We start from the raw sequence: 13,103 nt of genomic DNA on the forward strand, positions 1-13,103 counted from the left end.
AGATGGACGTGTCGATCCAGACGTTGACGACTGCGCCGCCCGATGCGCCGACCGCTGGAGCGCCAGTACCGGCCGGGCAAGCTAGCGATGCTTCCCGAAGCATCGCGGTGGGAACCTACACGGCGCGGCTGCACACCAGTCTCGAGGCCGTCAAGCCGCTCTGGCTTCAATGCCAGGCGAATGGGACGTGCTCCGCCCATCAGCTCCATGCATGGGTCGAGGGGATCGTCAAACGGCTGGTGCCTGACGGCGCCGAGCTGCTCATCGTCGGGGTGACCGACGCCGGGACCGGCGAATTCAAGATGCTGGTGCCGTTGATGCGGCGATCGAGGCTCGGACATCGCGTGATCGAATGGTTGAGCTGCGGCGTCTGCGATTATTCGGCGCCGCTTCTGTCGGACAGGAACCAGTGGACCCCGCAGGCCGCCGAAGCGGCGTGGGCGGCGGTGCGCTCCATCCTGCCGCGCGCGGACCGCATCCATATCACGGGAATTCCACGGCAGGTCTATGGAGTGGCCAATCCACTGGCGCTTCTGGCGGTCGCGCAAGAGTCCAGCCTGATCACATCCGGCCTCGTGCTGGATGGCGACCCGGCGACCCTGATCAAGCGCCATGGCAGACCGTCCTTCGTCAAAACCTACTACAAGGACTGGCGCCGGCTCGAACGGCACGGCACCGTGGATATGATCGAGGCCAACACGCCGGCCTTGGTAGATCTCGTCTTCGGCGCCCTGGTCGAGATGCGGCTCAAGCGGTTTCGCCAACTGGGGCGTTTCGATCTCCTGGCGCAGCCGGCGGTTGTCGATTTCTACCGAAACGCAGCGCTCCAGGGCCTGTCTGACGGATCGGTGCGGATCTTCGGACTGCGGGTCGGCGAGGATTGGGTCTCTGTCCAGTATATGCTGGTCCGGCAAGGCACATTGCATGCCCTGCTGATCGGAATGGACCTGGAGGTGGTGCCCAACGCCTCACCGGGCCTGGGGCTCATGGGCGAACTGATGGCGTGGGGACTGCGGCAGGGGTTCGACTATTTCGACCTATCGGTCGGCAGCCAGCCCTACAAGGAACAGTTCGGCGCCGTGAGTTCGGTTTTGGCCAAGATCGACGAAACGCTGACGCCGCTCGGCAAGGGCGTAGCAGCCGTCGCTTCGCTTCGCGATCGGGCCGAGCTTTTCGTGCGGTCTCATCCGCGGCTGCTCAAGACCGCCCAGGGCGTAGTGCGTGGCTTGCGCAGGTCGAAGGGCTGAGCGCGGCCGCATTTCGCGCTTGATCCATACCAAAGAGGGTCGCGCTGATGCGCCTGTCTGGTCTGGAAGAACGCGGGTAGGCGGGGTCCATGCGGCTGAAAACAGGATCGCCGGCGACCCTATCCGGTCGTCGCGGGAGAAAGGTGGGAGGCAGATATGTCGAGCCAGGCAATGCGGAGGGCACCGATATCGGCGGCGCAGGCTTCTGCTCCTGCTGCCACTGCCGATGCCGCCGAACGTGTCTACACGGCGCGGCTGCACACCAGCCTCGAGGCGGTCAAGCCGCTTTGGCTGGAGTGGCAGGCCAATGGCATCTGCACCGCCCATCAGCATTACGCTTGGGCCGAAGGGATCGCCACGCGGCTGATGCCCAAGAGTGCGGAACTGCTCGTCGTCGAGGTGAGCGAGGCCGCGACCGGCGAGCCCAGAATGCTGGTGCCGCTGATGCGGCGCAGGGCCTACCGCCACTATGTGGTCGAATGGCTGAGCTGCGGCGTCTGCGACTATTCCGCGCCGCTGCTGGCGGATGCCAGCCCGTGGACCAGGCAGGGCGCCGAAGCCGCCTGGGCGGCAGTCTGTTCGGTGCTGCCGCCGGTGGATCGCATCCACATCGCCGGTATCCCGCAACAGGTCTTTGGCGTGGCAAATCCGCTGGCTCTGCTTTCGGCGACGCGCGATTCCATCCAGGTCGCCTCGGGCCTCGTCTTGCACGGCGAGCCCGAGGATCTCATCAAGCGCATTTGCAGGCCGTCCTTCGCCAAGGACTTCCGCAAGCACTGCCGCCGCTTTGAACAACTGGGCGGCCTCAGCCTGGTAGAGGCCGACACGCCCGCCCTGACGGAGGAGCTCTTCGGCACGCTGCTTGAGCTGCGGCTGAAGCGCTTTCGCGAGCTTGCGCGTTTCGATCTCCTGACGCAGCAATCGGCCGTCGACTTCTACCGGAACGCGGCCCTCCAGGGCCTGTCCGACGGATCGGTGCGGCTCTTTGGACTGCGCGTCGGACAAGCCTGGCTTGCCTCCATGCTCGTGCTGGCCAGAAAAGGCACTCTTCATGGCATCCTGCTTGCGATCGACAAGGATGCGGTCGCCAACGTGTCACCCGGCCTGACGACGATTGCCAAGCTGATGATGTGGGGGCGCGAGCGGGGATTCGATTACTTCGACCTGTCGGTCGGCGGTCAGGGCTACAAGGAACATATTGGTGCCGCGAATTCGGTTCTGTCCGAGATTTGCGAACCGATGACACTGCGGGGCAGGGGGGCGAATGCCGCCATCCTGTTTCGCAGCCGAGCTGAGCGTTACGTGCGCACGAGACCACAGCTGCTCAAGACCATCCAAGGCATGGCGCGCCGCCTGCGGCGATTGAAGGACTGAAGCCAGTTCTCCGAGGCGAGGGTTCGATCAGTCCCGCCTCCGGCAGCAGGCAGCCCCACGACTTGATGTTTTGATTCAAGCCGGGGTCCGAGCACCTTCAATAGCTTGGTCAAATTTTAACCGAACTGCAATCAGTAGGGTTTATTGGATGCGAGAGGGATTAGAAGACAGGAATAATATGCAAAATTATTTTCCCGTTTCATCCGCGACGAATCCGGCGCGACTGCCATCGAGTATGGCCTGATCGCCGCCTTGATCGCACTCGCCATCATCGCCGGCGCCGGCGCGCTCGGCAATGCGGTCAACACCAAATTCAAGGTGATCGGCAACGCGGTCAACAGCAGCGGGTCGTAAGCCTCGGGCCTGGTTCGTCTCCGCGAAATTGACAGGACGGCGGGTCTCCGTCATCCTTAACTCCAGTCGCCAGGCTGCGGACCGCGGCCATGTGGGTGTCGGGGCGACCGAGGGCAGCGTCATGTTCAGTCCCGTCATCGGCCAGAATGCAAAGCGCTCCGCGGTGCGCAAGGCGCTCGACCGCCACAAGGTCTACATCACCGCGCAGAGTTTTTCGGCCGGCGCCTATCAGGCGCGCGTGCTGGTCGACGGCGAAGCCTACTGGGTCGACGAATTCCGGCTCGCCCAACTGCAGCAAGGCCTGTCGCCGGCCGAGCTCGAGTTGACGCCGGCCACCGACGATTGAGACTCAAAAGCTGCGCCCTGTCGGGACGCTTGCATCTGGCGGCCGCGCTTCGATCCATGCCATGACAACCCCACCCAAGCTCAAAGCCTATCGCGCCAAGCGCGAATTCTCGAAAACGCCGGAACCCGCCGGCGGGCTCGTCGCCGGCGAAGGCAACCGCTTCGTCGTCCACAAGCATCACGCCACCGCCGATCACTATGATCTCAGGCTGCAGGTCGGCGGCGTGCTGAAGAGCTGGGCGGTGCCGCGCGGGCCGTCACTCAATCCGGCAGACAAGCGGCTGGCGGTCGAGACCGAGGATCATCCGCTGGAATATATCGACTTCGAGGGCGTCATCCCCGAGGGCGAATATGGCGGCGGCCCCATGATCGTCTGGGACACTGGCAGCTGGGCGCCGATGGACGATGTCGAGAAGAGCCTGCGGACCGGCGCCTTCAAGTTTCGGCTGGCCGGTGAGAAGCTGAATGGCGGCTGGATGCTGACCAGGCTCAAACCAAAACCCGGCGAGGACGAGAACAAGAAGAACTGGCTGCTGTTCAAGGAGCGCGACCTTGCCGCCGACACCGCGCTCGACATTCTGGAAGCTCGGCCGAAAAGCGTGAAGTCCGGCAAGCGCATCGAGGAGCTGGTGGCGGCCGTTCAACCGGCGGCCAAGCCCAAGCCGGGTTCGCTGAAGCCGGGCACGCTGCCGGGCGCATTCAAGGCGCCGGCACTCGGCCGCATCGAGCCGCAACTGGCGACGCAGGTGCCAAAGCCGCCCGATGGCGAGGACACCGGAGAGGTCTGGCTGCACGAGATCAAATTCGACGGCTACCGCACCATGGCGCATCTCGCGGACGGCGTGGTCAGGCTGATCACGCGCGGCGGCATCGACTGGACGAAGCGCTATGGCGACCTGCCGTATGCCTTCGCCAAACTGCCGTGCCGCGGCGCCATCATCGACGGCGAGATCGTCGTGCTTGATGCCAAGGGCATCAGCCGCTTCGCGCTGTTGCAGGAGGCGCTGGCTGGAGGCGCCGGCAGCAGACTGCATTTCTATGCCTTCGATCTGCTTCATCTCGACGGCTGGGACCTGACCAAGGCGCCGCTGGTCCGGCGCAAGGCGCTGCTGGCACAGATGTTGTCCGGCCTCGGCGCCAATTCCGCCATCCAGTTCTCCGACCATGTCGAAGGCTCGGGCCAGGGGCTCTACGACCAGGCGTCGGAACTCGGGCTGGAAGGCGTCGTCTCCAAGCGCGCCTCCGCGACCTACCAGAGCGGCCGCACCAAAAGCTGGACCAAGACCAAGGCGCTCCAGACCGACGACTTCGTCATCGCCGGCTACACTGTCTCGGATGCCGCCGAGGGGCTGGCAGCCCTCGGGCTTGCCGAGTTCGAGGACGGCGAACTGCACTATCGCGGCAAGGTCGGCACCGGCTTCGATACCGGGACCGCTGCTGAATTGCTTGCCAGGCTGGGGCCGCTCACATCAGGCGCGACGGCGCCCGAAGGGGTGCCGCGCGAGATCATGCGCGAGATGCACTGGGTGCGGCCGCTGTTTTCGGCGCATATCCACTATGCCAACCGCACCGCGGACAATGCGCTGCGCCACGCGGTGTTTCGCGGCTTGAGGGATGTCGGCCTGTCGACGCCGGTATCGGCCAAACGCAAGCGGCTGATCTCGGAGGCCGACCTCGCCACCATCTGGGTGACCAACCCGACGCGGCGGCTGTTCGGCAAGACCGGACCAACCAAGCTCGACATCGCCGTCTACTACGCGCTGGTCGGCGACTTCATGCTGCCGCACATTCTGGGACGGCCGGTGTCGCTGGTGCGCTGTCCGACCGGCCTGCCGAAGGACTGCTTCTTCCAGCGCCATGCCTTCACCGGCATGCCGCCCTCGGTGGTGACCTTCGAGGCGACCAATTCCGAGGGCGAGACAAAGTCCTATCTCTCGGTCGAAGGCGCCAAGGGCTATCTGGCGCTGGCGCAGTTCGGCGTCGTCGAATTCCACACCTGGGGCACGCATCGCACCAGTCTCGACAAGCCCGACCAGATCGTCTTCGACCTCGACCCGGGCGAGGGGATTTCGTGGCGCGAGGTGGTCGAGGCGGCGGTGCATATCAAGGGCGAGCTCGAGGGGCTGGGGCTGGTGCCCTTCGCCAAGACCTCGGGCGGCAGCGGCATCCACATCACCGTGCCGGTGACGGGCAAGCAGAACTGGAAGAAGCTGCACCAGGCGACCAGCGCCATCGCCACGCATCTTGCGGCAACCGCCCCCGACACCTTCACCACCACCATGGGCAAGGACAACCGCAAGAAGCGCATCTTCATCGACTATCATCGCAACGCGCGCGGCCACACCTCGGCCGCTCCTTATTCGCTGCGGGCCCGCACCAATCTGCCGGCCTCGACACCGGTGAGCTGGGCGGATCTGGAGTCGATCGATGCACCGCAGGATCTGAACTATTCCTCGCTGCCGGGGCTCTTGGCGACATCCGGCGATCCATGGGCGGAGATCGATGAGTTCGCGCGGGATTTGCCCCTTCCGAAGTTGGGTTCCTCGCGCCCATGAAACGGGGGCGAGGCACCCAAGTCCATCGACGGTCCCGACAATTTGAATTATTCTCCGCCCTCGACCCTGTGCCGACCTAAAAGATTTCGTCAGGGATTTGCCTGTATTGTGCGGGGTCGGTGTAGGATTTCAGTGGCGTCGCTCGTCCTTCGGACGAACAGCGCTGCACAGGTGTGACAGTGCATGGCCGCGTAGGAGTGTTTCATGGCGCCCAGGGCAAGTTGGAAAGGTTACCTCAAGCTCAGCCTCGTCAGCTGTCCGGTGCGGCTATACCCCGCCACCAGCGCGAGCGAACGCATCAGTTTCAACCAGCTGCACAAGAAGACCCACAACCGCATCAACATGAAGCCGGTCGATCCGGAACTGGGGTTGGTCGAGCGTTCGGATCTGGTCAAGGGCTACGAATACGAGGACAAGCAGTACATCATCATCGATGACGCAGACCTCGACGCGGTGCGCATCGAGTCCAACCACACGATGAACATCGAGGCTTTTGTCGACGAGGGCGAGGTCGACGTCATCTATCAGGACGCGCCCTATTACCTCGCGCCCGACGGCGCGATGGCGGAGGAAACCTTCGCGGTGCTGCGCGAAGCGATGCGCAAATCCGGCAAGCTGGCGATCGCACGGCTGGTGCTGTCCAGCCGCGAGCGCGTGGTCACGATCGGCGCGCGCGAGAACGGCATGTTCGTGTGTACCTTGAGAAACCCGAACGAAGTGCGTGGAACAGCTGAGTATTTCGGCAACATTCCGGCCGGAAAACCCGATGCGGAAATGCTGCAGCTGGCCGAGGCGCTGATCAAGCAGAAGGAAACCACCTTCGATCCGAAGAACTATGAGGATCGCTACGAGATCGCACTGATGGCGATGATTCGCGAGAAGCTGAAGGGCCACAAGCCGATCATTGCAGCCGCCCCCGAGCGCGGCAATGTCATCAATTTGATGGACGCGCTGAAGGCCAGCCTGTCGCAGTCGAAGCCGCCGGCCAAGTCGAAGAGCAAGGCCGACGAGGTCGCCAAGCCGGCGGCCAAGGTCAAGGCGGCAGCGGGCGGTGCTGTTGAAAATCCGCTGAAGGCCAATCTGCTGAAGGCGGTCGGCAAGAGCAAGAAATGACGGCACAGGCCGGTTTGGTCCCGGGGGCCGTCTTCGGCACAATCGGCGCGCTGGCGGCGTTTCCGCTCAGGCTGGCGGCACGCGAGGTCGAGCGCCAGCACGGCCAGTTGCGGCGCGGTGTCACCAGGCGCACCACGCATGTCGTGTTCGGGCGGACCCATCTGGCAAACGCCGGCGATGCCGAGATCGAGCGCCGCGTCGCCGCCGAGCGGACCGCCGGGCGGACGCCAATCAGCGAGAACGGATTCCTGCGCCTGCTCGGGTTGATGACGGCCCCGGAGGCGTCCTCGCTCTCCAGGCAATCGTTGATCGAGCAGTCGCGGCTGTCCGGCGCCGACCTCGATCTGTTGTCGCTGTTCGATGCTTTCGAGCATGACCGCGAACCCTATTCTTTCCGCGACCTGATCCTGGCGCGCAAATATGCCGGGCTGGTGGCCGGGGGTGCAACGTGGGGCGCGATAGCGCGTTCCGTGCATCGCTCGGGCCCGGTGGCTTCGCTGACCGCCAAGTCGCTCAATGTCGGCTCGCAGCATGGGCGGCCCGACGCGATCTATCTCGAGGGCGGCCAGAGCGAGCTCGACGGACAATTGCTGTTCGATCTGGGCAACGCCGGTTCAGAGGGCGACGACACGCTGGAAGAGCTGTTCGCCGAGGCCGAAGCGGCGGAGGAGGGCGGCGACCATGACGCGGCGGCGGTGCTCTACCAGCGCTGTCTCACCATCGACCCTACGGATGCCATTGCCGCCTTCAACCGCGCCAACTGCCTGCGCGCCGGCGGGCACGGGAGGGAAGCCGCGCACGATTATGCCCGCGCGATAAAGCTCGATCCGGCCTTCGTCGAGGCGTGGTTCAATCTTGCCGGGCTGATGAGCGAGCAAGGCCGCGAGGCTTCAGCGCGAAGGCACCTCCAGAAGGCGATCGCGCTCGACAAGACCTACGCCGATCCGGTGTTCAATCTGGCCCGGCTGGAATTCGACGCCGGCAATCTGCCAGAGGCGCGCCGCAACTGGGCGCGCTATCTCGAACTCGACACGGATTCCGAATGGGCGCGCGTGGCGGCCAAGGGGGTGCAGTTCGTGGATCTGCAACTGGCGCGGACGGCTGGGTGAGGGGATTGATGCTGGCGCTTGAACACCCCCCTCTGTCCTGCCGGACATCTCCCCCGCAATGGGGGAGATTGGATGTCGCCACCGCTTTCCCCAATCGCCAACGTTGGACATTGAGCGGAACGTCAAAGCTGCCGATCTCCCCCCTTGCGGGGGAGATGTCCGGCAGGACAGAGGGGGGTTGGACGGAACACGACCTCTCGGGGAAGGCCGCCCTATGACCACCTTCCTCTTCGACGGCCCCGAGACCGCCCCCGTCGCCATCCTGCTCGCGCATGGCGCCGGCGCGTCGATGGATTCTCCCTCGATGACGGCCACCGCCAAGTCGCTGGCGGCGACTGGCTTCCAGGTCGCGCGCTTCGAATTCCACTACATGGCAGCCCGCCGCTACGGGCATCGCAAGCCGCCGCCGCGGGCCGAGACGGTGAACCCGGAATATGTCAAGGCGATCGCCGACCTCAGGACGAAGGGCGTAACCGGCCCACTCATCATCGGCGGCAAGTCGATGGGCGGGCGCGTCGCCTCGATGGTCGCCGACGAGATGTTTGCCAAGGGCGAGATATCGGGCCTGCTGTGCCTCGGCTATCCCTTTCATCCGCCGGCCAAGCCCGAGCAATTGCGGACCAAACATCTCGCCAACCTGAAGACGCCGACGCTGATCTTCCAGGGCACACGTGACGAGTTCGGGACGCAGGACGAGGTCGCGACTTACGCGCTTTCCGACCAGATCGAAATCGTTTGGCTGGAGGATGGCGACCATGATCTCAAACCGCGCAAGAGCGTTTCAGGATTTTCGGCGGCCGAACATTTGAAGACGCTGGCCGAGGCTGTGAAGGCGTGGACGGGCCGGATCGTTTCCTGAGCCGATGAAAATCGCCTCCTTCAACATCAACAACGTCAACAGCCGGCTGGAGAACCTGCTGGCATGGCTGGCGACGGCAAAGCCTGATGTCGTGTGCCTGCAGGAACTGAAGGCGCGCGACACGCAGTTTCCGCGTTCGGCATTGGCCGCGGCGGGCTATGGCGCGGTGTGGAAGGGCGAGCCGACCTGGAACGGCGTCGCCATCCTGGCGCGGGGCTCGGAACCGGTGCTGACCCGCGATGCGCTGCCTGGCGACGATGCCGACAAGCAGAGCCGCTACATCGAGGCGGCGGTGGACGGCATCGTCATCGCTTGCCTTTATGCGCCGAACGGCAACCCTCAGCCCGGCCCGAAATTCGCCTACAAGCTCGCCTGGCATAAACGGCTGGAGGCACACGCCGAGCAGCTGTTGGACACCGGCCTACCGGTGGTGCTGGCCGGCGACTACAACATCGTGCCCGAGCCGCGCGACATCTACGCCACCCGCTCCTATGACGACAACGCGCTGGTGCAGCCGGAAAGCCGGGCGTCCTTCGAGCGCCTGATCGAGCAGGGTTGGACCGACGCGCTGCGCAAGAAGCACCCGAAGGAGACGCTCTATACGTTCTGGGATTATCGCCGAAACCGCTGGCCGCGCGACGCGGGGCTCAGGCTCGACCATATCCTGCTGTCGAAGACACTGTCGCGCCGTCTCACCGCCGCCGGCATCGACCGCGAGGTGCGCGGGCAAGACGGCGCCAGCGACCATGCGCCGGTCTGGGTGGAGCTCAGGTCAGCTTGATGGGAACCTCGACGCCGCCGCTTTCGCATGCGCCATTTTGCGAACACCTTTTCCACTGGTAATCTCGTGAACTGAACTTTGCGGCGTGGGGCGAAGCCTGCGATGGTGCCGAGGGGGGCCGATGAACAGAGTCGTCGACAGGCTGATTGCAATCATCCTGCTGGTGGTGGCCGTGGCTTGCGTCTGGCGCGCCTGGCTGGTGCTTGGCGATGCAGTCGTCGTCTGGCGCGGTGTCTCGCCTTCCGCCGAGGCTTCCGCCTCCATCCGGTTGGCCGCATTGGTGGTGGCGGCACTCGCTTGCCTGATTGACGCTCTGCTGTTCTGGGCAGGTCGTCTGCCGGGGCGCCCGAACCATCAGGCCGGCGCGCCGCTGTTCGGCCGTGCGGCGGAAGTGCAAGACACCGGCAGGCCCGGCCTGCGCAAGGTGTTTCTCGCCCTGCCATTGGTTGTGCTTGCGGTGCTGGCCGTCGACCGGTTCGGCCCCTGGCATGATCGCGGTGGCGAAATTGCCAGCCAGCCCGGCGAACCCAAGCCCAACGAACCCAAGCAGAATGAACCCAAGCCTGCCGAGCCGAAGGGGCAGGACGTCGCCAGTGCGCCGCCGGTCCAGGAACCGGCAGTTCCACCGGCAGCCACGCCGCCGGCGCCATCTCCGCCCGCCCCACCACCGGAAGCGGTCAACCCGCCCGCGGCCCTAGAGCCGCTGACTCCGCCCGCGTTCGCGCCGCCAACGCCGCCTACGCCCGTTCCGGCACCGCCGGAGGTCGCTGTGATCCCGCCACCGACCGTCGCGCCTCTGCCCCCACCTCCGCCACCGCTGCCGACCGAGCCCGAGGGTCATCGCGACGCTGTCGTCTGGCTGGCCGTGGCGACCGACGGGCACTCGATCATGAGCGCTTCCACCGACCACACGATCAAGCTCTGGGACATCGCCGGCAAGCATCTGATCCGCACCCTCGGCGCCCACAAGGATATGGTGCGCACGGCGCTGTTCATGCCCGATGGCGTCAGCGCGCTGACCGCCGGCGACGACGGCGAGATGGTGCAGCGGAACCTTTCCGACGGCGCTGTGCTGCATGTCTTTTCGGCGGGCGAGAATGGCGGTGTGAACAAGCTGGCGATCAGCCCGGACGGCAAGCGTGCCGTGACCGGCCACGAGACCGGCAACGTCATCGTCTGGGACCTAGAAAAGGGCACCGTGCTGCATGTGATGAGCGGGCACGACTGGTCGGTCAGCGCTGTCGCCGTCTCGCCCGACGGCACTCGCGCCGTCTCGGGCAGCATCGATGGCACGCTCAAACTCTGGGACATCGACAGCGGCAAGCAGCTGCGCAGCTGGCATGGGCATGAGCAAGGCACCTATGGCGCCGTGTTCACCGCCGACGGCCATCATCTAATCACCGGCAGCGGCGACTACACGATCAAGCTCTGGGACCTCGACAGCGGCCGCGAAGTGCGCCGCTTCGATGGCCATGAGGGCACCGTCTACACGTTGGCGCTGTCGGCCGACGGCAAGCGCCTGGTCTCCGGTTCGCTCGACGGCACGGCGCGCCTGTGGGACATGGAAACCGGCAATCAGGTCGCCATGTTCGACAGCCAGACCGGCCCGATCTATGCGGTGGCCTTCGCCGCCGACGGCACGGTGCTGACCGGCGGCTACGACCGTACCATCCGCGACTGGCCGGCCGCAGGCGGCGACGGCGTGGTGCTGTTTGCAGGGGCGCCGGGGTGAATGGAATCTTGATCACCTTGCCCGCCGTGCTATGTAAAAAACCATGTCAGCATCCAGCCTCGCGGACACAGCGCCGCTCATCGTGATCGACCTTCAGACCGGCATGTTCGACGGCGTGCACGAGCCGCCGATCCATGAGGCGTCAGCCATTGCCGAGCGTGCCCGGGCGGTGATCGACTGGGCGAGGCGCGGCGGGCGCAAGGTCGCCTTTGTCAGGCATGACGGACCGGCGGGCGATCCGCTGGCGCCGGGTGAACCGGGTTGGCCGGTGTGGCCCGCTCTCGGCCAGGCCGTGGACGAGCCGACTTTCGCCAAGAGCGTCGGCAATGCCTTCAGTAATGCAGCCCTTGGCGAATGGGTAGCCGGGCAGGGCGCCGGTGCTGTCGTGCTGCTGGGCGCTCAGACCGATTTTTGCGTGGCTGCTACCGTCAAGGGCGCGATGGCCAGAGGGCTTGGCGTCACCGTGGTCTCCGATGCGCACAGCACATTGGACAGCGCCAGTGAGAGCGCCCGGCATATCATCACCCGCCACAACGATGAATTCGCCGAAGCCGGCGTCAATCTGGTCACGACGAAGGCACTGGTCGGCGGCTGAAGCTGTAAGGAATTTGGCGGCAGGCTGATCGTCACTTCGCGCGACAACTTGTCCAGCACCGCGGACCGGACGAGACCGCCAAGGGCCTGCCGTGGTCGACGCGGACGGGGGGGCGCATTGTTGGGATGGCTCGGGCGCCCGCGTCAACCAGGGCGGCTCGTACCGCCGCATTGACATCATTGCACATCGCCCGCCGGCCGACACTTCCGCGAAAGCGGAATAGGCCGGGACTAAAGTGCAGATTCGGCGTCCTGGTCATCACGGCGCGAAACAGTTTCTCTTTCGCCGCATCGGACGATTTTCCTCAACGCCAAACTGGCCGGCGGGTCGCTGTCGATTCGAAAGGGCGGCTGGATGTTCCGCCGAGCGCGCAGTCCGATCAGTTTGCCGCGTTGCGATCGGTCGCCTGAATCGATCGGGCGGGAAGGGACGACAGCGCACGTTGATCCGACGGCTGCTCGTTGAGGTAGAGCGCGCCGCCCAGGACGAGAAACACCATCCCCACCGCCATCAATCCCACCATCAGCACGGCAATCGCCGTGACCGGGCCGTTGCCTGTTTTGACGACGGTGGATCGATGCGGCATCGTTCTGTCCTCCCGATATGGATCCGGCGGCGCCGGCGATATCGCGACAAACGACAGCCAAAGCGAGATGTTCCCTTCTCCGGACGTCAATCCGGGCCACATCGGCCGTTTGCGTTTTCGCCTAGGACCAAGGTCTTAGGTGCTAGCCGCAAAGGTCCGAGGGGCCCTGTTCGGTTCCGGCAATGTGCATTGGACGTTCCGGTATTTTAGTCAAACGCGATATAATGACGCGGTCGTTTCGCGTGGTCGGGATCGGGAAAAAACTTAGCCGGCCAAGCGTCTTCGCCGCAATCGCGGCACCAAAAATGGCCCGCGCTGGCAGCCCTGACGTCACAGGCACAGCGCGGCAACGGCCGCCACCACCGCCGCCACGGGGGCGCAGTATTCCAAGGCTGGAACCAAGCGCCGGCGCTTCGCGTTTAGAGTGTGACCTGTGAGGACTGCCACCTCCGG

The 13,103-nt window shown here is 65.0% G+C and carries 12 protein-coding genes; 11 read left to right on the forward strand and 1 reads right to left on the reverse strand.

What is annotated here, in order from left to right; all coding sequences use genetic code 11:
- Positions 1–2: 2 nt before the first annotated feature.
- The 11 genes from AC1DYW_RS14930 to AC1DYW_RS14980 all read left to right on the forward strand — a co-directional run bounded on the left by AC1DYW_RS14930 (position 3) and on the right by AC1DYW_RS14980 (position 12,064).
- Positions 3–1,247 carry a GNAT family N-acetyltransferase gene (locus AC1DYW_RS14930; RefSeq protein WP_477226727.1) on the forward strand — a complete coding sequence of 415 codons (1,245 nt, stop codon included), beginning with the start codon at positions 3–5 and terminating at the stop codon, positions 1,245–1,247.
- A 156-nt stretch (positions 1,248–1,403) separates the two neighbouring features.
- Positions 1,404–2,621: a GNAT family N-acetyltransferase gene (locus tag AC1DYW_RS14935; RefSeq protein WP_477226728.1), complete on the forward strand. Its 1,218-nt coding sequence runs from the start codon at positions 1,404–1,406 to the stop codon at positions 2,619–2,621.
- 201 nt (positions 2,622–2,822) lie between these two features.
- A complete protein-coding gene (locus tag AC1DYW_RS14940) occupies positions 2,823–2,975 on the forward strand; it encodes a Flp family type IVb pilin (protein WP_477227081.1) in 153 nt (50 codons plus the stop codon).
- A 121-nt stretch (positions 2,976–3,096) separates the two neighbouring features.
- The gene (locus AC1DYW_RS14945; protein WP_184875376.1) at positions 3,097–3,321 is read left to right on the forward strand and encodes a hypothetical protein; all 225 of its coding nucleotides are present in this window, start codon (positions 3,097–3,099) and stop codon (positions 3,319–3,321) included.
- A 61-nt stretch (positions 3,322–3,382) separates the two neighbouring features.
- Entirely contained in the window at positions 3,383–5,875 is a 2,493-nt protein-coding gene (ligD, locus tag AC1DYW_RS14950; RefSeq protein ID WP_477226729.1) for a DNA ligase D, read from the forward strand.
- A gap of 204 nt (positions 5,876–6,079) precedes the next feature.
- Complete coding sequence (gene ku / locus AC1DYW_RS14955) at positions 6,080–6,988, forward strand: non-homologous end joining protein Ku (protein WP_457152560.1); 909 nt, start codon at positions 6,080–6,082, stop codon at positions 6,986–6,988.
- A complete protein-coding gene (locus AC1DYW_RS14960) occupies positions 6,985–8,097 on the forward strand; it encodes a tetratricopeptide repeat protein (RefSeq protein WP_457152561.1) in 1,113 nt (370 codons plus the stop codon). The genes ku and AC1DYW_RS14960 overlap by 4 nt, the downstream gene beginning before the upstream one ends.
- Positions 8,098–8,311: 214 nt before the next feature.
- Positions 8,312–8,956, forward strand: coding sequence for an alpha/beta hydrolase family protein (locus AC1DYW_RS14965; protein ID WP_095091212.1), 645 nt, complete (start codon positions 8,312–8,314; stop codon positions 8,954–8,956).
- A gap of 4 nt (positions 8,957–8,960) precedes the next feature.
- Complete coding sequence (locus tag AC1DYW_RS14970) at positions 8,961–9,737, forward strand: exodeoxyribonuclease III (protein ID WP_457152156.1); 777 nt, start codon at positions 8,961–8,963, stop codon at positions 9,735–9,737.
- A 121-nt stretch (positions 9,738–9,858) separates the two neighbouring features.
- Positions 9,859–11,469: a WD40 repeat domain-containing protein gene (locus AC1DYW_RS14975; RefSeq protein WP_477226730.1), complete on the forward strand. Its 1,611-nt coding sequence runs from the start codon at positions 9,859–9,861 to the stop codon at positions 11,467–11,469.
- 43 nt (positions 11,470–11,512) lie between these two features.
- A complete protein-coding gene (locus AC1DYW_RS14980; protein ID WP_477226731.1) occupies positions 11,513–12,064 on the forward strand; it encodes an isochorismatase family protein in 552 nt (183 codons plus the stop codon).
- A 379-nt stretch (positions 12,065–12,443) separates the two neighbouring features.
- Here AC1DYW_RS14980 and AC1DYW_RS14985 read toward each other — a convergent pair whose 3' ends face one another.
- Entirely contained in the window at positions 12,444–12,650 is a 207-nt protein-coding gene (locus AC1DYW_RS14985; RefSeq protein ID WP_477226732.1) for a hypothetical protein, read from the reverse strand.
- Positions 12,651–13,103: the final 453 nt, after the last annotated feature.

Source organism: Mesorhizobium sp. P2_D5, assembly GCF_056404355.1.

Coding starts and splice junctions, on each gene's coding strand:
- AC1DYW_RS14930 (WP_477226727.1), top strand. CDS start 3: ATGGACGTGTCGATCCAGACGTTGACGACTGCGCCGCCCGATGCGCCG.
- AC1DYW_RS14935 (WP_477226728.1), top strand. CDS start 1,404: ATGTCGAGCCAGGCAATGCGGAGGGCACCGATATCGGCGGCGCAGGCT.
- AC1DYW_RS14945 (WP_184875376.1), top strand. CDS start 3,097: ATGTTCAGTCCCGTCATCGGCCAGAATGCAAAGCGCTCCGCGGTGCGC.
- ligD (WP_477226729.1), top strand. CDS start 3,383: ATGACAACCCCACCCAAGCTCAAAGCCTATCGCGCCAAGCGCGAATTC.
- ku (WP_457152560.1), top strand. CDS start 6,080: ATGGCGCCCAGGGCAAGTTGGAAAGGTTACCTCAAGCTCAGCCTCGTC.
- AC1DYW_RS14960 (WP_457152561.1), top strand. CDS start 6,985: ATGACGGCACAGGCCGGTTTGGTCCCGGGGGCCGTCTTCGGCACAATC.
- AC1DYW_RS14965 (WP_095091212.1), top strand. CDS start 8,312: ATGACCACCTTCCTCTTCGACGGCCCCGAGACCGCCCCCGTCGCCATC.
- AC1DYW_RS14970 (WP_457152156.1), top strand. CDS start 8,961: ATGAAAATCGCCTCCTTCAACATCAACAACGTCAACAGCCGGCTGGAG.
- AC1DYW_RS14975 (WP_477226730.1), top strand. CDS start 9,859: ATGAACAGAGTCGTCGACAGGCTGATTGCAATCATCCTGCTGGTGGTG.
- AC1DYW_RS14980 (WP_477226731.1), top strand. CDS start 11,513: ATGTCAGCATCCAGCCTCGCGGACACAGCGCCGCTCATCGTGATCGAC.
- AC1DYW_RS14985 (WP_477226732.1), bottom strand. CDS start 12,650: ATGCCGCATCGATCCACCGTCGTCAAAACAGGCAACGGCCCGGTCACG.